The sequence below is a fragment of the Cupriavidus sp. HE11 genome (assembly GCF_056097175.1).
On record NZ_CP184464.1, the window covers coordinates 1,249,495 to 1,269,327 of the forward strand.

Consider the following 19,833-nt stretch of genomic DNA (forward strand, 5'->3'; position numbering starts at 1 on the left):
TTGCAGTTCGTTTCCGGAGGCGGTTTCGTTTCCGGGCGGACGCGGCGGCTGTCCACGCGAATTTCATTTGCGCGGCGCTTTTCGCAGCCGATCCGTCAGGAGCGGCATGCCTGAGCCCGCCAGGGTGGTTTTCAGCTGGCCATTGGTTTCCCCGCTTGAAATCAGCTTTTTCGTTGGGGGAGTTTATGGCAAGCGGTATCGTCAAATGGTTCAATGACGCCAAGGGTTTCGGTTTTATCAAGCCGGACGATGGCGAGGAAGAACTGTTTGCGCACTTTTCGGCAATCCAGATGTCGGGCTTCAAGACGCTGAAGGAAGGCCAGCGCGTTTCGTTCGAGGTGGTGCAAGGCCCGAAGGGCAAGCAAGCCACGAACATCCAGGACGCCGCCCAGTAAAGTGCGCCGCGGCCGAACGCGCCATACAGAGCAGCGTCGGCCAATGCGGATGTGAAGGGGGCATGCTCCCTTCGGAACGGGATCCTGTGCCACGGCTGGCATGCCAGCCCGGGGCACGCGCCAAGCGCGTACGCCAAGCATCCGGCAAGACGCCCGGCCCATGTGAACCATGTGCCGGGCGTTTCTGTTTTCAGCGTTTGCGTTCGTCGTCGTCCGCCTGCCGCATCCCCGGCGCTGTCTGCGCCGGACGCTATTCCGACCAGCCGTCGATCCTGAGACCCGATACGTCCTCGGCCTCTTCCCGGCTGACCTTGCGTACGGACTGGCCAAAGCTCCAGACATGGCCTTCTGGATCGCGCGCCGCATAGACGCGATCGCCGTAGAACTGGTCTTCGGGCTCGCGCACGATCTGCGCCCCGGCTGCGCGAGCGCGTTCGCAATGCGCGTCGAGCCCTTCGGCCAGTTGCACGTGGACCGCCTGGGTGTTCTTGCCGCCCACCGACGCCGGGCTGGCCGTGTAGTCCGCCCATTCGCTACCCACCATCAGGTAGCTGTCACGGAAGCGCATTTCGGAATGCGCAAGGTTTCCGTCCTTGTCGGTGATCACCATCACGCGCTGGAATCCAAACGCGCGTTCGAGCCAGTCCAGCGCGGACTTCGGGTCCTTGTAATAGACCGCCGCGCCCAGGGCGGCTCGCTTGAACGGGTCTTCCATTTCGGGTCTCCGGCATCGGTGTCGTGCTGAAGTTGTAGTCCACGTCAAGGAAACTTCCCAGCGGCGCGCCGCTTTCGTAGGAGCGCGATTTCTGCATCGATGGCGGCTTTCTAGACTGGTCCGAGCCATCCCGCGCGTGTTGCGCGTGGGTGCTTTAGACCATCGGAGTTTCGCCAAATGACACACAAGCTACGGGTTGCCGCATTCGCAGGCGCCATCGCCATGGCGTCAGCCAGTGCAACCGGCGCCGAGCCATCGGGCCACGACGCCCATGCCTGGTCCTACGAAGGCGCCACGGACCCTTCCCACTGGGGCGAACTGGCCCCCGACTTCTTCCAATGCGCCACGGGCAAGCGGCAATCGCCGCTCGATATCGATGGTGCGACACCGGCCCCCCTGCCGGCACTGACGTTTCTCTATCGGCCCACGCGGGCGAAGGTCGCCAATACCGGGCATACGATCGAGGTCCGCCCCACCAGCGACGAGACGCTGGCAACGTCGGCCGGCAGCTACCGGCTGGCGCAATTCCACTTTCACACGCCCAGCGAAACGCGCTTTCACGGCAAGGCGTATCCGCTGTCGGCACATTTTGTCCACCAGGACAACCAGGGCCGCGTCGTCGCCGTGGTCGCGGTCATGTTCCGGATGGGCAAACCCAATCCGCAGCTGGCTACGCTGTTCCGTACGCTGCCCAGGCCAGGTGCGCAGCCGGTGCCGATTCCCGGCCGGCTCAACATCGCAGGATTGCTGCCCACATCGCAAAACTACTACACGTTCCCGGGCAGCCTGACCACGCCGCCTTGCACCGAGGACGTCCAGTGGTATGTGATGAAGCAACCGCTGACGGTCTCGCCGCAACAGCTGGCCGCGTTTCGCACCCGCTATCCGATGAACGCGCGGCCGGTCCAGCCGCTGGACGGCCGCGAGGTGCTGTCCGGCGACTGAGGGCCAACCAGCGTACCCAAGCACCAGAGCACCAGAGCACCCAACGAAAAACGCCCCGGCCACCTTGCGGTGCCGGGGCGTTTGCCGTCTGGTTTGCCAGCCTTACATGTTGTCGATCATCACCTGGCCAAAGCCCGAGCACGACACCTGCGTGGCGCCTTCCAGCAGGCGCGCGAAGTCGTACGTGACCTTCTTCGACTGGATCGACTTTTCCATCGAATTGATGATCAGGTCGGCGGCCTCGGTCCAGCCCATGTGCCGCAGCATCATTTCGGCGGACAGGATCTCCGAGCCCGGATTCACATAGTCCTTGCCGGCGTACTTCGGCGCGGTGCCGTGCGTAGCCTCGAACATCGCCACCTCGTCGGACATATTGGCGCCGGGCGCGATGCCGATGCCGCCCACCTGCGCGGCAAGCGCGTCGGAGATGTAGTCGCCGTTCAGGTTCAGCGTGGCAATCACGGAATATTCGGCCGGACGCAGCAGCACCTGCTGCAGGAACGCATCGGCGATGACGTCCTTGATCACGATATCGCGGCCGGTCTTGGGGTTCTTGAACTTGCACCACGGGCCGCCATCGACCAGTTCGGCACCAAACTCTTCCTGTGCCAGCTCGTAGCCCCAGTCACGGAATCCACCCTCGGTGAATTTCATGATGTTGCCCTTGTGCACCAGCGTCACCGACGGCTTGTCGTTGTCGATCGCATACTGGATCGCCTTGCGCACAAGCCGCTGCGTGCCCTGTTTCGACACGGGCTTCACCCCAACGGCCGACGTATCCGGGAAACGGATCTTCTTGACGCCCATTTCGTCCTGCAGGAAGGCGATCAGCTTTTTCGCGCCCTCGCTGCCGGCCTCCCACTCGATGCCTGCATAGATGTCTTCCGAGTTTTCGCGGAAGATCACCATATTGGTTTTTTCGGGCTCGCGCACCGGCGACGGCACGCCCTTGAAATAGCGCACCGGGCGCAGGCACACGTAGAGATCGAGCTGTTGGCGCAGCGCCACGTTCAGCGACCGGATGCCGCCGCCGACCGGCGTGGTCAGCGGGCCCTTGATCGACACCACATATTCCTTGACCACGTCGAGCGTCTCGTCGGGCAGCCACACATCCGGACCATAGATACGCGTCGATTTCTCGCCGGCAAAGACCTCCATCCACGCGATCTTGCGCTGGCCGCCGTAGGCCTTGGCCACGGCAGCGTCCACCACCTTCAGCATCACCGGGGTGATATCGACACCCGTGCCGTCACCTTCGATATACGGAATGATGGGGTTGTCCGGCACGTTCAGCGAGAAATCGGCGTTGACCGTAATCTTCTCGCCTGCCGGCACCTTGATGTGCTGATACATTTTCGTCTCCAACTGCGGATGGGGGTGATGACTGGCACCAGGCCGCAGAGCCCAGCGACGCGATTGTGTTGTGCGAGGCATTGTAACGGGCGTTTCGCCACCGTCACGTGACACCGGCCAATGACCTTGGGCGCCCGCACTCACCGCACCAAGGATCGCACATCAGTCTTATATAAGACATAAGACTATCCGTATATTATGCATAAAGCGATATCACGCGCCAACCTTTGCGCGCAGGCCGTGGCGGCACTGGTGGATAATGCGCGCCCATGACCCTGATCGCCCTCAACAAGCCCTTCCAGATGATGAGCCAGTTCTCCGCGCATCCGTCGCGGGCGACGCTGGCCGATTGCGTCGACGTGCCCGGCGTCTATCCGGCCGGACGCCTCGATGCCGACAGCGAAGGCCTGCTGCTGCTGACCGACGATGGCGCGCTGCAGACGCGTATCGCCGATCCAAGGCACAAGCTGACCAAGACCTATCTGGCACAGGTGGAAGGCGTGCCCGACGACGCCGCACTGGCCCGCCTGCGCGCGGGCGTGGATCTTGGAGATTTCACGACGCTGCCGGCGGCCGTGCGCGTGGTCGACACGCCCGACTGGCTGTGGGACCGCGATCCGCCGATCCGCTATCGCGCGGCCATTCCCACCACGTGGGTCGAACTTCAGATTCGCGAAGGCAAGAACCGCCAGGTGCGCAGGATGACGGCCGCCGTGGGCTACCCCACGCTTCGGCTGATCCGCGTAGCCATCGGCAAGCTGTCGCTGCCCGATCTTGGCCTGATTCCGGGGCAATGGTGCGAGACGGATGTCCGCACACTGGGACTTCCGGCCGTGGCTTCACATGTTCGTGACGCAATACAAGTGCGCAGGCGTCAGTAAAACGCAGTTACAAATAGTGATAAACATGACGTCAACGGCAAAAGATGGCGTCTCGTTTTTGCGAGTGACACGTCTACGCGCGTCGAACCTTCCAAATACTGGATTCATCTCTGAGGTACTCGCAATGAAAAAACTGATCGCTGCCCTGGTTGTTGGCCTGTTCGCTACCGGCGCTTTTGCCCAGGCTTCGGCTCCCGCTGCTGAAGCCGCGCCGGCCGCCAAGGAAGCCGCGAAGCCCGCGAAGTCCACCCACCACAAGCATTCCTCGACCAAGCACCACGCCAAGAAGGCGGAAGCTTCGGCACCGGCCGCCCAGTAAGGCGGCTAGCGCGCGGGCCCGTGTCCGCGCGTCTGTAGAAAGGCAGGCGCCCATGCGACCTGCCTTTTTTCATGTCCGGCGCACCGGCACGGCCGGCATGGCTGCGCTATGCTCTCGCCTGCAGCAAGACCTCCAACGACAAGATCCGCCATGCATTCCGTCTTCAAGACCCTGATGGCCGTAGGCGCCGCCGCGCTGACGAGCCTGGCCCAGGCGCAATCCGCGCTGCCCGTCATCCCGCTGACCGCCGGCATGTACGCCATCCAGGCCGAAGTGGCTGCGTCGTCCGAAGCGCGCGAGCGCGGGCTGATGTTCCGCAAGTCGATGCCCGCCAACGCCGGCATGCTGTTCGTGTTCGAGGAAAAGGCCGGGCACTGCTTCTGGATGCGCAACACGGACCTGCCACTGTCGATCGCCTTCCTGGCCGATGACGGCAGCATCGTGAACATCGAGGACATGAAGCCGCAAACCGAAGACAACCACTGCCCGCGCGCGGCCGTGCGCTATGCGCTGGAGATGAACAAGGGCTGGTTTGCGCAAAAGGGCATCAAGCCCGGCGCAAAGATCGGCGGACTGCCGCAGGCGCGGCAGGGGCAATAGCCCCCTGCCCGGCCCGCCTTTCCAGCAAACGCTGTCAAAGCGAAGCGGTTCTGGCTGGACCCGCGCCGGGGACCGTACAACTGGTACGGCCACGCCGCGCAACGACGCCAGAACCGGTGACAGTGTTTCCTAGTCGCGGAAGTTGTTGAAATCCAGGGGCGCGTCGCTCACGTCCTTGCGCAGCAGCGCGATCACCGACTGCAGGTCGTCGCGCTTGGTGCCCGACACGCGCACGGCGTCGCCCTGGATGCTGGCCTGCACCTTGATCTTGCTGTCCTTGATCATGCGCACGATCTTCTTGGCCAGATCGCCGGTCACGCCCTTCTTGATCGTGATGACCTGCTTGACCTTGTCGCCGCTGACCTTTTCTACCTTGCCGTAGTCCAGGAAGCGCACATCCACGTTGCGCTTGGCCATCTTGTTGATCATCACGTCCTTGACCTGATCGAGCTTGAAGTCGTCGTCGGCAAACGCGGTCAGTTCACCTTCCTTCTGCTCGATGCGAGCATCGGACCCCTTGAAGTCGAAGCGCGTGGAGATTTCCTTGTTGGACTGCTCCACGGCGTTCTTCACTTCCACCATATTGGCTTCACACACTACGTCAAACGACGGCATATCGATTCTCCTGGTCTTGCGCGGCTCGCCGTTTGCCCCGGCGGCCGGTCCATGCGGTTACGTATAATCTTGGCCTGCCCCGGTCCGGGGTGCTTTCCCCGTCCTTCATGGCAGATTTTTACGAATTTTATCCCCTGCGCACCCACAATACATTCGGGTTCGATGCGCGCGCGCGTCTTGCGGCGCATATTCGCAGCGAATCGGACCTGGTTTCGGCCCTGTCCGACCCGCGCGCGGCCGGGATGCCCGTGGTGGTGCTCGGCGGTGGCAGCAACGTCGTGCTGACGGGCGATCTCGACGCCTGCGTGCTGCTGATGGAGATCCCTGGCTACGACATCGCCGAAGACGGCGCCGACTGGCTCGTGACGGCCGGCGCCGGTGAAAACTGGCACAACCTGGTGGGCCGCACGGTCGCCGACGGCAGGCCGGGCCTGGAAAACCTGGCCCTGATCCCGGGCACCGCCGGTGCCGCCCCGATCCAGAACATTGGCGCCTATGGCGTGGAATTGCGCGACCGCTTTGCGCGGCTGCGCGCCTACGACCGGCAGGCACGCGAATTCGTCACGCTCGACCTGGACGCCTGCGCGTTCGGCTACCGCGACAGCCTGTTCAAGCGCGAGGGCCGCGACCGCTACATCATCACGGCCGTGACGCTGCGCCTCCCGAAGGACTGGCAGCCGGTGCTGAACTACGGCGAACTGGCGCGCGAACTGCAAGACATTGCATCGCCCAGCGCAGCCCAGGTGCGGGACGCGGTAATCGCCATCCGGTCGCGCAAGCTGCCCGACCCCGCACAGATCGGCAATGCGGGATCGTTCTTCAAGAATCCGGTGGTGGAATCGGTGCAGCGCGATGCGCTGCTGGCAGAGCATCCGGCGCTGGTCAGCTATCCGCAGCCCGACGGCCGCTACAAGCTGGCGGCGGGCTGGCTGATCGACCAGTGCGGCTTCAAGGGCCTGGACGACGGCCCGGTGGGCGTCTATGGCAAGCAGGCACTGGTGCTGGTCCATCATGGCGGCGGCACGGGCGCCGCGCTGCTGAAACTGGCGAACCGCATCGCGGATACGGTCCAGGCACGCTTTGGCGTCAGGATCGAGCCGGAACCAGTGATTCTCTGAGTTCCGGCACGACCGCCCGCATCACTTGAAGTGGCAGACGTAGTCCAGCGTGTCGGTCACTTCGATATCGAAGCTGCTGTTGCCCGGCACGTCGAACTGCTGGCCGGCATCGTAGGTCTTCCACTCTTCCGAGCCGGCAAGGCGCACGCGGCAGCTGCCCGCGTTGATTTCCATGACTTCCGGCGCGCCAGTGCTGAACGTCAGCGCGGCCGGGAAGATCACGCCCAGCGTCTTGCGCGTGCCATCGGCAAACAGCACGGTGTGGCTCACGCACTTGCCATCGAAATACAGGTTGGCCTTCTTGACGACCGATACATTGTCGAACTGGCTCATCTCAATCTCCTCGGATCTTGCGGTTTCGTAAAGACGTAAATCAGGGACGTAAAAAAGGGAGCCATGGCGGCCCCCTTTTTCCACTTTCCAACTTTTTCTGACTCCTGCGCCGGCTCAGTAACGGCCGCAGAGCAGATATTCCATCAGTGCCTTCTGCACATGCAGGCGGTTCTCGGCCTCTTCCCAGACCACGCTGCGCGGGCCGTCGATCACGGCGGCTTCCACTTCCTCGCCACGGTGCGCCGGCAGGCAGTGCATGAACAGTGCGTCGTCAGCGGCGCGGTCCATCATCGCGGTGGTCACCATCCAGTCCTTGAACGCGCGCTTGCGCGCTTCGTTCTCGGCCTCGAAGCCCATGCTGGTCCAGACATCGGTGGTCACCAGGTGCGCACCCTGGCAGGCTTCCAGCGGATCTGCGAACACCTTCACGCGCGGGGCGGCCGACGCCGGCACCATGGCCGGATCGAGCTGGTAGCCCGGGGGCGCCGAGAACGTGAACGTGAAGTCGAGCCGCTCGGCCGCCTGGATCCAGGTGTACGCCATGTTGTTGGCGTCGCCAATCCAGGCCACGGTCTTGCCGGCAATGCTGCCGCGCTGCTCGATGTACGTGAAGATATCGGCCAGCACCTGGCAGGGGTGGTATTCGTTGGTCAGGCCATTGATCACCGGCACGCGCGAATGCGCGGCAAAGCGGTCGATGATGTCCTGGCCGTAGGTACGGATCATGATGATGTCGACCATGCGCGAGATCACCTGCGCGGCATCTTCGATCGGCTCGCCACGGCCCAGCTGCGAATCGCGCGTGTTCAGGAACACCGCATGCCCACCCAGCTGGTGGACACCGGCCTCGAACGACAGGCGCGTACGCGTGGAATTCTTTTCGAAAATCATGGCCAGCGTGCGGTCGTGCAGCGGGTGCCATGTCTCGTAGTTCTTGAACTTCGCCTTCAGGATCCTCGCGCGGTCCAGCAGGTACGCGTACTCGTCGGCACCGAGGTCGCTGAACTGGAGGTAATGCTTGATCGGGGTTGGGCTCATAAAACAAAGAAGGCGGCTCGCTTGGGACACGCAGCCCGATTGCGCGGATGGGCAATCTTTCAGGGCCGGAGCGTGTCGCGGAGCCGCCTTTCGCGTCGCTTACGCAATGTAATTGCAAAGATCATAAGGGATTATTCCAGCTTTGGCGAGCCCGGGCCGTTAACGTCCAGAGGCAGCACTGGCGGCCACTGACAGGTTCCCGACAGGATTCAGCCTTATGCGCAGGTCTTATATAAGATATAATACTCGCTGATTCACGCGGGGCCCGGCATACCCATGCCACCAGCCCGCCGCCGGCATCAAAAGTGCCCCCGCAGACACCACCGCCCCGCTGGTCCCGTCCGGAATTCGCGAACCAATCGCCCACCGGATGCGTCAAACGGTGCGCCCGTTGAAGCGGGTTTACCGTCGAGTCACCAAGCAGATCCCCGCAGTCCCATGACCACCCCCCAAGTCCGCGAATATTTCATCCAAGGCGTTACGAAGGAAGGCAAGACCTTCCGCCCCAGCGACTGGGCCGAGCGGCTGTGCGGCGTGATGGCGCAATTCCGTCCCGAAGGCGATACCGGCGATCCCCGCCTGACCTACTCGCCGTATGTGCGTCCGGTGATCGTGGCCGGCGTCAAGAACGTGGTGGTCGATACCCGGCTGCGCGACATCGAGCCCAAGGCGCTCGATTTCGTCCTGAACTTCGCGCGGGACAACAACCTCCAGGTGGTGGAAGCCTGCTCGGTCGATAACTGACACCGAGGGCGACACCTCCAAATGAAAAACCCGGCGCCAGCCGGGTTTTTTGTTGGCCGGCCGCACCGCCCGCGACAGGCGGCATGCCAGTGGCAAGCCAGAAAACAAAAAAGCCCGTCCGGAGACGAGCTTTTCTTTTCTGCAGGCCACCGAGGTGGCCCAGGCAGACTTAGGCGGCCATGCCCTTGATGGCGGCCGACAGGCGCGACTTGTGACGTGCAGCCTTGTTCTTGTGCACGATCTTCTTGTCAGCAATGCTGTCGATGATCGTTTGCGACTGCTTGAAAATCTCTGCAGCAGCAGCCTTGTCACCAGCGTCGATAGCCTTGCGGACTGCCTTGACGGCGGTGCGCAGACGCGAGCGCAGGCTGGAGTTGTGGGCGTTCGCGGCGACGGCTTGGCGCGCGCGCTTGCGAGCTTGTGCGGAATTTGCCATGTTTCTCTTCCTGAATTCAGAATGCGCGCCCGGGGCGACGCAATAATTTGGGACGCAACAATTAAGTCACATCTTGCGACCCGGGATGTTTCGACAAACGAATCCTGGACGCGACTGTCCTTGCGAATCGGCGATTATACACACATGCCGGCATCACAGGCAAGGGCGATTCGTATACCCGTGCTGACGGTCGCCCAACAACGGCCGATCCGTATAATAAGCGCCACATCCGGCGCCGCCTGGCCGCAGACCGTGGCGCCGTGGCAACTTTTGGGGCCAAACGGGCGTCTGAACCGCGTTCCGCCCTGGCTGCGCACCCGCCGGCCGGCCTGAAGCTTTCCCCGAATACCACCTTGAACCTTCTCAAAGCGCTTGCCACCATCAGCGGCCTGACGATGCTTTCGCGCATCACCGGCCTGATGCGCGAAATCCTGATTGCCCGGGCCTTTGGCGCCTCGGACATGACCGACGCCTTCAACGTGGCGTTCCGCATCCCCAACCTGCTGCGCCGCATCTTTGGCGAAGGGGCCTTCTCGCAGGCCTTCGTGCCGATCCTGAACGAATACCACGGCAAGCGCGGCGAGGCGGAGACCCATCTGCTGATCGACGCCGTGGCCACGGTCATGGCCTGGGTACTGGCCGCCGTCTCGCTGCTGGGCGTGATTGCCGCGCCGATCGTCATGACCGTGGTCGCCACGGGCTTCCGTGGCGATGCCGAGACCTACGACTCGGCGGTGTTCATGACGCGGGTGATGTTTCCGTACATCGGCCTGATCTCGATGGTGGCGCTGGCGTCCGGGGTCCTGAACTCCTGGCGCAACTTCGCGGTGCCGGCGTTCACGCCGGTGCTGCTCAATCTCTGCCTGATCGTGGCCGCGGTCTGGGTGGGGCCGCACATGAAGCAGCCGATCTACGCGCAGGCCTGGGGCGTGCTGATCGGTGGCGTGCTGCAGCTCGCGATCCAGGTGCCCGCCATGCGGCGCCTCGGCGTGCTGCCACGGATCTCGCTGAACCTGCGCGAGGCCTGGGCGAACCCGGGCGTGCGGCGCGTGGTCAAGCAGATGGCGCCGGCCCTGCTGGCCGTGTCGGTGGCCCAGATCAGCCTGATCATCAATACCAATATCGCGTCGCGCCTGGGCGCCGGTGCCGTGTCGTACATCACCTATGCAGACCGCCTGATGGAGTTTCCGACGGCGCTGCTGGGCGTGGCGCTGGGCACCATCCTGCTGCCGAGCCTGTCGCGCGCAAATGCCGACGGCAACCGCGAGGAATACTCGGGCCTGCTCGACTGGGGCCTGCGGCTGACCTTCCTGCTGGCCCTGCCCTGCGCGGCCGCACTGATGCTGTTCGGTGCGCCGCTCACCTCCGTGCTGTTCAACTACGGCCGCTTCGATGCCCATGCAGTGGAGATGACGCGCCAGGCGCTGGCCACCTATGGCGTGGGCCTGCTGGCACTGATTCTCATCAAGATCCTGACGCCGGGCTTCTATGCGCGACAGGATATCCGCACGCCGGTCAAGATCGCGATCCTGGTGCTGGCGATCACGCAGTTGTCGAACTTCGTGTTCGTACCGATGCTGGGTCATGCGGGCCTGCCGCTGTCGATCAGCTTTGGCGCCACCGTCAATGCCCTGCTGCTGTTCTTCGGCTTGCGCCGGCGCGGCTTCTACCATCCGGCACCGGGCTGGGGCATCTTCCTGCTACGGCTGGCAGCGGCCATGCTGATTTTGTCCGGCATGCTGCTGTGGTTCTCGCGTAATTTCGACTGGGTGGCGATGGGTGCCACGCCGTGGCTGCGCATCGCGCTGATGGCTGCCTGCCTGGTACTTGCGGCGGCGGTCTACTTCGGTACACTGTGGCTCATGGGCCTGCGCTACGCAGCCTTCCGGCGCCGCGCCGGCTAGTCAGGAACACCGCCCCATGACCTCCACGAAAGTCCTGGATTACTTCGCCAGCCTCGTGGCCGACGACGATGCGATCCCGCTGACGGAGACCGCGCTGGCGATCGCCCAGGACGCCTACCCTGACCTTGACCTGCAGGCCGAACTGGCCGCCCTCGACGTGCTGGCGGTGCGCCTCAAGCGGCGGATCGCCGAAGGCACGCCGGCCATCCAGCGCCTGCGCCTGCTGAACCATTTCTTCTACCGCGACCTGGGTTTCGGACCCAACGCCAACGACTACTACGACCCGGACAACTCGTACCTGAACGTGGTGCTCAAGCAGCGCCGTGGCATTCCCATCTCGCTGGCCGTGCTCTATATGGAACTGGGCCAGCAGATCGGGCTGCCGCTGAAGGGCGTGTCGTTTCCCAATCATTTCCTGGTGCGCATGACGATTCCCGCCGGCGAAGTCGTGCTCGACCCGCTGACCGGCGAAACGTTGTCGAAGGAACAGTTGCAGGAGATGCTTGACCCGTTCCTGGAGCGCGAAGGCATCACGGGGTCGAATGAAGTGCCGCTGGGGCTGTTCCTGCAGGTCGCCGGCCATCGCGAGATCGTGGCGCGCATACTGCGCAACCTGAAAGCCATCTATCTGCAGGAATCGCGCTGGCAGCGGCTGCTGGCGGTGCAGAACCGGCTGGTGATCCTGCTGCCCGATTCGATCGAGGAAGTCCGCGACCGCGGCCTGGCGTATGCCAACCTGGAGTGCTTCCGGCCGGCGCTGGAAGACCTGGAAGCCTATGTCCAGGCCCGTCCCGACGCCGCCGACACCACGCAGATCCGCGACCGCATGCCGGCCCTGCGCATGATGAGCCGCAGCCTGAACTGATTTCAGGCCACGGCGCCCGGGCTGCCCGGGCGTACGGCTCAGCGGTCGGCCGGGGCGCGCGTGCGGCCCTTGCCGCGCACCAGCTTCCACAGGCCGCCAAGCACCAGCGGCACCACCGCCGCGCCGATACCAGCCAGCACGATCAGGTTCAGGTACTGCTTGATGAACGGCAGGTTGCCGAAGAAGTAGCCGGCGAACACCAGGCCGAATACCCAGGTGGCCGCGCCGATCACATTGAACAGCTGGAAGCGCGCAAACGTCATCTGCGACACGCCCGCCACGAACGGCGCAAAGGTGCGCACGATCGGGATGAAGCGCGCCATCACCAGCGTCTTGCCGCCGTGGCGTTCATAGAAGTCATGCGTCTTGCGCAGGGCTTGCTGGTCCAGGAAGCGCCAGTGCTGGTCGAACACCTTGGGGCCGATCCAGCTGCCCACGAAGTAGTTGACCGTGTTGCCGGTGATGGCGGCCACGAACAGCAGCCCCGCCAGCATCCACTCGTTCATGGCGCCGGCAGCGCACATGGCGCCGGCAATGAACAGCAGCGAGTCGCCCGGCAGGAACGGCAGAACCACCAGCCCCGTCTCGGCAAAGACGATGGCAAACAGGATGCCGTAGACCCAGACCCCATAGTCCAGGACGAACTGTCCCAGGAATTTGTCGACATGCAGCACCATGTCGATCAGATGCAATACGGTATCCAAATTAGCCTCTCTCCAAAGAAGGCCCCCATCATACAAGAGCCATTGCGACAATCCGTCACCTCTTGTCCCGACTTGTGCCGAAAACGTGTCCACGCGCACGTATAATCGCCCGCATGCCTGCCGACGCCGCCCTGCCCGACGCCCAAAACCCCCTTCGCACCACCCAGCCTGGCCGCCCGATCCGTCCGTTGCCTGATCAACTGATCAGCCAGATTGCCGCTGGCGAGGTGGTGGAGCGCCCGGCATCGGTCGTCAAGGAACTGCTCGAAAACGCACTCGATGCGGGCGCCACGCAGCTTGGCATCCGGCTCGAGGAAGGCGGCGTGAGGCGCATTGTCATCACCGACAACGGCTGCGGCATTCCTGCCGACGAACTGCCCGTTGCGCTGATGCGCCACGCCACCAGCAAGATCGCCTCGCTAGACGAACTCGAGTCGGTCCTGACCCTCGGCTTCCGGGGCGAGGCCCTGGCGTCGATTGCCTCGGTCTCGCACCTGGTGCTGACCAGCCGTACCGCCACCGCCGCACACGCCACCCAGATCAGCGCCGACAGCGGCCAGTTGCAGCCGGCCTCGGGCGGCGTGGGCACGATGATCGATGTGCAGCACCTGTACTTCAACACGCCAGCACGTAGAAAGTTCCTTAAATCGGAACAAACCGAGTTGGGCCACTGCCTGGAAATGATCCGGCGCGCGGCGCTGGCGCGGCCCGACGTCACGATCTCCGTCCACCATAACGGCAAGCCGCTGGAACATTGGAATGCCGGCGATGTGTCCACGCGTACCGCGCAGGTGCTGGGTGGCGATTTTGCCCGTGCGCGACTGGCGCTGGACGAAGATGCCGACGCGCTGCACCTGTACGGCTTTGCCGGCCTGCCCACGGCCTCGCGCGGACGCCCCGACCAGCAGTATTTCTTCGTCAACGGGCGCTTCGTGCGCGACAAGCTGCTGAATCACGCCGTGCGCAGCGCCTACCAGGACGTGCTGCACGGTGATCGCTTCCCGTCGTACGTGCTGTGCCTGGACCTGCCGCCCGAACTGGTCGACGTCAACGTCCACCCGTCGAAGATCGAGGTCCGCTTCCGCGAATCGCGCGCCGTCCATCAGTTCGTCTATCACGCCGTGCAGCGCTGCCTGGCACGCCAGGCCGGCGAACAGGGCGACAGCCTGCATTCCGATACCGACGACGGCGCCGGCCTGATGCCGATGCCGTCCGCGCGCCCGGCCACGCCGGCACCCGGGGTGCCCGGCGCCGCGCCGCAATGGATCAACTATTCGGCGGGCCGCCAGACCGAGCTGGGTATCGCGCAGCCGCGCCAGGCCTACCTGGGCATGGTGCGCGAAGCCACCTCGCCGGGGTCGGCCAATCCCGGGGCGTGGCAGCCTTCGTCGCGCCCGCCCGCCTGGCTGGCCGACGCCCAGGCCGCCCGTGCCGACGAGCCGCCCAGCCTGCTCGACCGCCTGCCGCCGCGCATCTCGGAATTGCCGGGTGCCGATGCCGAAGCGGGCGATGCCGACCATCCGCTCGGCTACGCCATCGCCCAGTTGCACGGCATCTACGTGCTGGCGCAGAACGCCCGTGGCCTGGTGCTGGTGGACATGCACGCGGCCCACGAACGCATCCTGTACGAACAGATCAAGGACGGCCTGGCCGCCCGCCAGCTGGCCGTGCAGCCGCTGCTGATCCCGGTCACGCTGCCGGCCAGTCCGGTGGAAATCGGCGCGGCCGAAGAGCATCAGGAAACCCTGCAGCTGCTGGGCTTCGACATTGCACCAGTCTCGCCCACCACGCTGGCCGTGCGCGCGATTCCGGCCCTGCTCAAGCAGGCCGATGCCGAAGCGCTGGCGCGCGACGTGCTGCGCGATCTGCAGTCGTATGGTGGCTCGCGCGTACTGGCCGAGCGCCAGAACGAACTGCTCGCCACGCTGGCCTGCCATAGCGCCGTGCGCGCCAACCGCAAGCTGACCGTCGAGGAAATGAACGCGCTGCTGCGCCAGATGGAACAGACCGAGCGCGCCGACCAGTGCAATCACGGCCGTCCCACCTGGGTGCAACTGACCGTGACCGAACTCGACCGCCTGTTCCTGCGCGGCCAGTAGGCGCCTTTTGGCCGTTTGATGATGTCATCGCAGCTTTCCGACTTTCCCCCCATCGTCTGCCTGCTGGGGCCCACTGCGTCCGGCAAGACCGCTGCCGCGCTGGCGCTGGCCGCGCGCAAGCCGGTGGAGATCATCAGCCTCGATTCGGCGCTGGTCTATCGCGAGATGGATATCGGCACTGCCAAGCCCACGCCGGCCGAACTGGCCAGCGTGCCGCACCATCTGATCGATATCATCGATCCGCTCGACAGCTATTCGGCCGCGCAATTCGTGACCGATGCGGAGCGGCTGATCGACGAAATCCAGGCGCGCGAACACACGCCGCTGATCGTCGGCGGCACGATGCTCTATTACAAGGCGCTGACGCAGGGCCTGAACGACCTGCCGCAGGCCGATGCCACGGTGCGCGCCGAACTCGATGCGCTGGCCGCCGAGCGCGGCTGGCCCGCGCTGCATGCGATGCTGGCCGAGGTGGATCCGGTCACGGCCGCGCGCCTGGCGCCCAACGATGCGCAGCGCATCCAGCGCGCACTGGAGATTTTCCGACTGAGCGGCCAGCCGATGTCGGCGCTGCTGGCACGTCAGGCCGATGCGCGGACCTTTACGGGCGCGGCCGATGCGCGCTACCGCGTGATCGCGCTGGAGCCGTCGGATCGCGCCGTGCTGCACGCCCGTATCGCCGACCGCTTCGACGCGATGCTGGCCGGCGGGCTGATCGACGAAGTCCAGCGGCTGCGCGCACGCGGCGACCTGCACCTGGGATTGCCGTCGATGCGCTGCGTCGGCTACCGGCAGGTGTGGGAATACCTCGATGGCGACTGCGATGCCGCCACGATGCGCGAGCGCGGCATCGCCGCTACGCGCCAGCTGTGCAAACGCCAGCTGACGTGGCTGCGCAGCACGCCGGAGCGCATCAGCGTCGATGCCCTGGCGCCCGACTACGTGGCGCAGGTGGCACAGGCCGCGGGCTGGTGATCGCACGCAGAGTGACCGATAATCATCGCTTCCGTTTTTTAAGCGAATTGCGATGACCGCCTTCTCGATCCGCCCCGCCACGCCCGCCGACAGCGCCACGCTGTTCCGCCTGATCTCGGACCTGGCCGAATACGAAAAACTGACGCATCTGGTGGAAGCCACGCCGCAGAAGATTGGCGACGCGCTGTTCGGCGCCAGGCCCCATGCCGAAGCGGTGATCGTGGAAGTCGACCAGGACGGCGCGAGGCAGGCCGTGGGCTTTGCCCTGTTCTTCCACAACTTCTCGACCTTTCTTGCCAAACCCGGGCTGTACCTGGAAGACCTGTTCGTCGAGCCGGCCTGGCGCGGCCATGGGCTGGGCAAGGCCCTGCTCAAGCATCTGGCGGCGCTGGCCGTGGAACGCGGCTGCGGCCGCTTCGAGTGGTCGGTGCTGGACTGGAACCAGCCGTCGATCGATTTCTACCAGGCGATGGGTGCCGACGTGATGCCGGACTGGCGGATCTGCCGCGTGACGGGCGACGCGCTGACCCGGCTTGGCAGCGTCGAATAACGCCGCACGGACGCCACCGCAAAACAAAAAAGCCCGATCTCTCGATCGGGCTTTTGCATTCCGGGCAGGACGGGAATCAGACCACCACGGTCTGCGCCTGGCCTTCGGCGCGCTCCTGGATCTCACCGATCTGCCACACGGCTTCGCCAGCGGCCTGCAGGTGACGGATGGCGCGTTCGGCGTCTTCCTTTGCCACGATCACGACCATGCCGATGCCGCAGTTGAACACGCGGTGCATTTCGGCGTCGGCCACGTTGCCCTGCGCCTGCAGCCACTGGAACAGCGGCGGCAGCGTCCAGGCATCGCGCTGGATCACGGCGGTCAGGTTGTCGGCCAGCACGCGCGGCACGTTTTCGGTCAGGCCGCCGCCGGTGATGTGGGCCATGCCCTTGACCGGCAGCGTGTCGATCAGCGACAGCAGCGGCTTCACGTAGATGCGCGTCGGCGCCATGATGGCGTCCTGCAGGCGCTGGCCGTGGAAGTCGGCGTTCAGGTCCGGCTTGGCGACGTCGATGATCTTGCGCACCAGCGAGTAACCGTTCGAATGCGCGCCCGACGAGGCCAGGCCCAGCACCACGTCACCCGGGCGGATCGTGGTACCGTCGATGATCTTCTTCTTTTCCACGGCACCGACCGCGAAACCGGCCAGGTCGTATTCGCCGTCCGGGTACATGCTCGGCATTTCGGCGGTTTCGCCACCGATCAGCGCGCAGCCCGACAGTTCGCAACCATGGGCGATGCCCTGGATCACGGTGGCGGCAGTATCCACGTCCAGCTTGCCGCAGGCGAAGTAGTCGAGGAAGAACAGCGGCTCGGCACCCTGCACCAGGATGTCGTTGACGCTCATGGCAACCAGATCCTGGCCCACGGTGTCGTGGCGGTTCAGCTGGAACGCCAGCTTGAGCTTGGTGCCCACCCCGTCGGTGCCGGACACCAGCACCGGTTCCTGGAACTTCTTCGACAGTTCGAACAGGGCGCCGAATCCGCCGATACCAGCCATCACGCCTTCGCGCATGGTGCGCTTGGCAAACGGCTTGATGCGGTCGACCAGGGCGTCGCCGGCATCGATGTCAACACCGGCATCGCGGTAGGAAAGGCCTGCCTGGCCGGCGGTCGGGGTAGCGCTCATGAGAACCTGCTTGTCTTGGATGAGGGTGAAGTGTGGAATCCGTCGCTTTTTCGCTGCGTCCCGGGCCGGTGGGCCAATCTGGGGCGGAGCACGGACGCGAGTCCAGTAAAATCGCGATTTTAACGGATACAGGCTCCCGGCGACCAGTGATCGCGGACGAATCCACCTGCCACACTGCCAACCCATGACCCGCCGGCCCCTCCGATGACCGCTCCCCTGCTTTCCCAAGACACCAAGCGCATCCTGCTGTGGATAGTTGTCGCCGCCGCCCTGTTCGCCGTGATTCTGGCCCTGGCGCCCGTTCTGACGCCGTTTCTGGTCGCCTTCATCTTCGCGTACATCCTCAATCCGGGCGTGGACTGGCTGCAACGCCGCCGGGTGCCCCGGTTTCTCGGCGTGGCGCTGATGATCGGGCTGCTGGGCGTGGTCCTGTTGCTGCTGGTGCTGCTGCTGATCGCCGTGCTCCAGCGCGAGATCCCGCAATTGCGCGAACAGGTGCCGATCCTGCTGCAAAAGCTCAACAGCGTGCTGGCGCCCAAGCTAGCCGAACTGGGCGTGCGGGTGCGTTTCGACTTCCCGGGCCTGCGCAGCATGCTGCAGAACCGCTTCGCGGCCAGCCCCGAAGACCTGGTGCAGGTCTTGCTGGATTACGTGCGGGTGTCGGGTTCGGCACTGATCGAGTTCGCCGGCCTGCTGTTCATCGTGCCGATCCTGATGTTCTACCTGCTGATGGACTGGCACATGGTCATGCGGCGTATCGAGCGCCTGGTGCCGCGCCGCTGGGTGCCCAAGGTGCATGAACTGTCTGCCGAGACCGACGCGCTGCTGTCGCAATACCTGCGCGGCCAGATCCTGGTCATGGTGATCCTGGCCGCGATCTACTCGATCGGCCTGACCGTGGCCGGCTTCGACGTGGGCATTCCGGTGGGCATCTTCACCGGCCTGGCCGTGTTCATCCCGTATATCGGCTTCGGCATCGGGCTCGCGCTGGCGGTGGTGGCCGCGCTGCTGCAATTCGGCAACTGGTACGGGCTGGGCGCCGTGGCGGTGGTATACGGCATCGGCCAGTTCGTGGAGAGCTTCTACCTGACACCGCGCCTGGTGGGCGAGCGCATCGGCCTGCATCCGCTGGTGGTGATCTTCGCGCTGCTGGCGTTCGGGCAGCTGTTCGGCTTCTTTGGCGTGCTGCTGGCCTTGCCAACCTGTGCGGTGCTGCTGGTCGGCGCGCGTCAGCTGCGACGCGTTTACCTGGCCAGCGACCTCTATCGGCACTAGGCCGGAACTAGGCATACTGCAGGCACGTATCGCGCAAGCAACGGATTCGTCATGTCACCGCGTCATAGTCATAAGCAGCTGTCGCTGGAACTGGGCAGCCCGCCCCCTTCCACGTTCGACAATTTCTTCGTGTCGGCCAATCGCGAGCCGGTGCAGCGCCTGCGCGACCTGCCCGGCCTGGTGGCGCGCGAGCAGGCCAACGACCGCCTGTTCTACCTGTGGGGTGACATGGGATCCGGCCGTACCCACCTGCTGCATGCCGTATGCGACACCGCGATCCACGCCGGCCTGAACTGCCGCTACCTGAGCCCGCACCACGCGCTGGCCGACTTCATGTTCGACCCGACCTGCCAGATCTATACCGTCGACAACGTCGACCTGCTGGACGAGGCACGCCAGATCGCCGTTTTTTCGCTTTATAACGAGGTACGCGCCCATGTGCGCTGCGCGCTGGTGGTGGCGGGCGGGCTGGCGCCGCGCGCCATGCCGGTGCGTGAAGACCTGCGCACACGGCTGGGCTGGGGGCTGGTCTACCAGCTCCAGCCGCTGTCCGACGAGGACAAGATGGCCGCACTGGTGCAAGCCGCCAAGGAGCGCGGGCTGCAGTTGTCACCCGAAATCCCGCACTGGCTCGTGACGCGCCACTATCGCGACATGCCCAGCCTGATGGCACTGCTTGACGCGCTGGACATGTATTCGCTGGAGCGCAAGCGCGCGGTGACGCTGCCGCTGCTGCGCGAAATGTTCGCCGAATTCCGGGAGTAACCACCGGACGCCCATCCTTCTTTCGTGGGGCCGGCGACACGCCACCCCACTTCAGCCCGGGCCTGGCCGACCGCC

Annotated in this window: 22 protein-coding genes; 14 read left to right on the plus strand and 8 right to left on the minus strand. The window is 64.6% G+C overall.

The genetic code is table 11. The annotated features are described in order from the left end of the window. The first annotated feature begins 185 nt into the window (after nt 1-185). Entirely contained in the window at nt 186-395 is a 210-nt protein-coding gene (locus ACOABP_RS05800) for a cold-shock protein (protein ID WP_215528467.1), read from the plus strand. 250 nt (nt 396-645) lie between these two features. Here ACOABP_RS05800 and ACOABP_RS05805 read toward each other — a convergent pair whose 3' ends face one another. Beyond that, on the minus strand, nt 646-1,110 hold the full coding sequence (locus tag ACOABP_RS05805) for a VOC family protein (protein ID WP_474227351.1): 465 nt from the start codon (nt 1,108-1,110) through the stop codon (nt 646-648). Nucleotides 1,111-1,287: 177 nt separating this feature from the next. Here ACOABP_RS05805 and ACOABP_RS05810 point away from each other — a divergent pair, with 177 nt between their 5' ends. Continuing rightward, a complete protein-coding gene (locus ACOABP_RS05810) occupies nt 1,288-2,055 on the plus strand; it encodes a carbonic anhydrase (RefSeq protein ID WP_474227352.1) in 768 nt (255 codons plus the stop codon). Nucleotides 2,056-2,157: 102 nt separating this feature from the next. Here the strand turns inward: ACOABP_RS05810 and icd are convergent, their stop codons facing one another. Beyond that, complete coding sequence (gene icd, locus ACOABP_RS05815; protein ID WP_474227353.1) at nt 2,158-3,408, minus strand: NADP-dependent isocitrate dehydrogenase; 1,251 nt, start codon at nt 3,406-3,408, stop codon at nt 2,158-2,160. A 269-nt stretch (nt 3,409-3,677) separates the two neighbouring features. Here icd and ACOABP_RS05820 point away from each other — a divergent pair, with 269 nt between their 5' ends. The 3 genes from ACOABP_RS05820 to ACOABP_RS05830 all read left to right on the plus strand — a co-directional run bounded on the left by ACOABP_RS05820 (nt 3,678) and on the right by ACOABP_RS05830 (nt 5,208). Next, nucleotides 3,678-4,289 (plus strand): pseudouridine synthase, encoded by a 612-nt coding sequence (locus ACOABP_RS05820; protein ID WP_474227354.1) that lies wholly within the window; start codon nt 3,678-3,680, stop codon nt 4,287-4,289. Nucleotides 4,290-4,413: 124 nt separating this feature from the next. Beyond that, a complete protein-coding gene (locus ACOABP_RS05825; protein ID WP_474227355.1) occupies nt 4,414-4,608 on the plus strand; it encodes a hypothetical protein in 195 nt (64 codons plus the stop codon). Between the two features lie 150 nt (nt 4,609-4,758). Next, complete coding sequence (locus ACOABP_RS05830; protein WP_474227356.1) at nt 4,759-5,208, plus strand: DUF192 domain-containing protein; 450 nt, start codon at nt 4,759-4,761, stop codon at nt 5,206-5,208. A 129-nt stretch (nt 5,209-5,337) separates the two neighbouring features. Here the strand turns inward: ACOABP_RS05830 and ACOABP_RS05835 are convergent, their stop codons facing one another. Then, nucleotides 5,338-5,823 carry a YajQ family cyclic di-GMP-binding protein gene (locus tag ACOABP_RS05835; RefSeq protein ID WP_066732108.1) on the minus strand — a complete coding sequence of 162 codons (486 nt, stop codon included), beginning with the start codon at nt 5,821-5,823 and terminating at the stop codon, nt 5,338-5,340. Nucleotides 5,824-5,930: 107 nt separating this feature from the next. Between ACOABP_RS05835 and murB the strand changes: the two genes are divergently transcribed. Beyond that, nucleotides 5,931-6,941 carry a UDP-N-acetylmuramate dehydrogenase gene (gene murB / locus ACOABP_RS05840; protein WP_474227357.1) on the plus strand — a complete coding sequence of 337 codons (1,011 nt, stop codon included), beginning with the start codon at nt 5,931-5,933 and terminating at the stop codon, nt 6,939-6,941. Between the two features lie 21 nt (nt 6,942-6,962). Here the strand turns inward: murB and ppnP are convergent, their stop codons facing one another. Together ppnP and argF are read right to left on the minus strand one after the other, a co-directional pair. Further along, nucleotides 6,963-7,274 (minus strand): pyrimidine/purine nucleoside phosphorylase, encoded by a 312-nt coding sequence (gene ppnP, locus ACOABP_RS05845; protein WP_474227358.1) that lies wholly within the window; start codon nt 7,272-7,274, stop codon nt 6,963-6,965. 114 nt (nt 7,275-7,388) lie between these two features. Then, the gene (gene argF, locus ACOABP_RS05850) at nt 7,389-8,312 is read right to left on the minus strand and encodes an ornithine carbamoyltransferase (RefSeq protein WP_474227359.1); all 924 of its coding nucleotides are present in this window, start codon (nt 8,310-8,312) and stop codon (nt 7,389-7,391) included. Nucleotides 8,313-8,750: 438 nt separating this feature from the next. Here argF and ACOABP_RS05855 point away from each other — a divergent pair, with 438 nt between their 5' ends. Further along, the gene (locus ACOABP_RS05855) at nt 8,751-9,056 is read left to right on the plus strand and encodes a DUF3579 domain-containing protein (protein WP_066732114.1); all 306 of its coding nucleotides are present in this window, start codon (nt 8,751-8,753) and stop codon (nt 9,054-9,056) included. 169 nt (nt 9,057-9,225) lie between these two features. On the opposite strand, the gene rpsT is transcribed toward ACOABP_RS05855, so the two are convergent. After that, a complete protein-coding gene (rpsT, locus tag ACOABP_RS05860; RefSeq protein ID WP_066732116.1) occupies nt 9,226-9,492 on the minus strand; it encodes a 30S ribosomal protein S20 in 267 nt (88 codons plus the stop codon). 353 nt (nt 9,493-9,845) lie between these two features. Between rpsT and murJ the strand changes: the two genes are divergently transcribed. After that, on the plus strand, nt 9,846-11,396 hold the full coding sequence (gene murJ, locus ACOABP_RS05865) for a murein biosynthesis integral membrane protein MurJ (protein ID WP_474227360.1): 1,551 nt from the start codon (nt 9,846-9,848) through the stop codon (nt 11,394-11,396). Between the two features lie 16 nt (nt 11,397-11,412). Next, on the plus strand, nt 11,413-12,261 hold the full coding sequence (locus ACOABP_RS05870; RefSeq protein WP_066732121.1) for a SirB1 family protein: 849 nt from the start codon (nt 11,413-11,415) through the stop codon (nt 12,259-12,261). Between the two features lie 38 nt (nt 12,262-12,299). Here the strand turns inward: ACOABP_RS05870 and ACOABP_RS05875 are convergent, their stop codons facing one another. After that, nucleotides 12,300-12,938: a VTT domain-containing protein gene (locus tag ACOABP_RS05875; protein ID WP_197497458.1), complete on the minus strand. Its 639-nt coding sequence runs from the start codon at nt 12,936-12,938 to the stop codon at nt 12,300-12,302. Nucleotides 12,939-13,078: 140 nt separating this feature from the next. Here ACOABP_RS05875 and mutL point away from each other — a divergent pair, with 140 nt between their 5' ends. From mutL to ACOABP_RS05890, 3 genes are read left to right on the plus strand one after another with little or no spacing between them, the layout of a single operon-like run. Continuing rightward, complete coding sequence (mutL, locus tag ACOABP_RS05880) at nt 13,079-15,064, plus strand: DNA mismatch repair endonuclease MutL (RefSeq protein ID WP_474227361.1); 1,986 nt, start codon at nt 13,079-13,081, stop codon at nt 15,062-15,064. A gap of 21 nt (nt 15,065-15,085) precedes the next feature. Continuing rightward, nucleotides 15,086-16,039 carry a tRNA (adenosine(37)-N6)-dimethylallyltransferase MiaA gene (gene miaA / locus ACOABP_RS05885; RefSeq protein WP_474227776.1) on the plus strand — a complete coding sequence of 318 codons (954 nt, stop codon included), beginning with the start codon at nt 15,086-15,088 and terminating at the stop codon, nt 16,037-16,039. A 52-nt stretch (nt 16,040-16,091) separates the two neighbouring features. Next, nucleotides 16,092-16,589 carry an N-acetyltransferase family protein gene (locus tag ACOABP_RS05890; RefSeq protein WP_474227362.1) on the plus strand — a complete coding sequence of 166 codons (498 nt, stop codon included), beginning with the start codon at nt 16,092-16,094 and terminating at the stop codon, nt 16,587-16,589. A gap of 76 nt (nt 16,590-16,665) precedes the next feature. Here the strand turns inward: ACOABP_RS05890 and purM are convergent, their stop codons facing one another. Next, nucleotides 16,666-17,718 carry a phosphoribosylformylglycinamidine cyclo-ligase gene (purM, locus tag ACOABP_RS05895; RefSeq protein WP_474227363.1) on the minus strand — a complete coding sequence of 351 codons (1,053 nt, stop codon included), beginning with the start codon at nt 17,716-17,718 and terminating at the stop codon, nt 16,666-16,668. A gap of 204 nt (nt 17,719-17,922) precedes the next feature. On the opposite strand from purM, the gene ACOABP_RS05900 reads away from it, so the two are divergent. Together ACOABP_RS05900 and hda are read left to right on the plus strand one after the other, a co-directional pair. Next, complete coding sequence (locus ACOABP_RS05900) at nt 17,923-18,993, plus strand: AI-2E family transporter (protein WP_474227364.1); 1,071 nt, start codon at nt 17,923-17,925, stop codon at nt 18,991-18,993. Between the two features lie 51 nt (nt 18,994-19,044). After that, entirely contained in the window at nt 19,045-19,758 is a 714-nt protein-coding gene (hda, locus tag ACOABP_RS05905) for a DnaA regulatory inactivator Hda (RefSeq protein ID WP_474227365.1), read from the plus strand. Nucleotides 19,759-19,833: the final 75 nt, after the last annotated feature.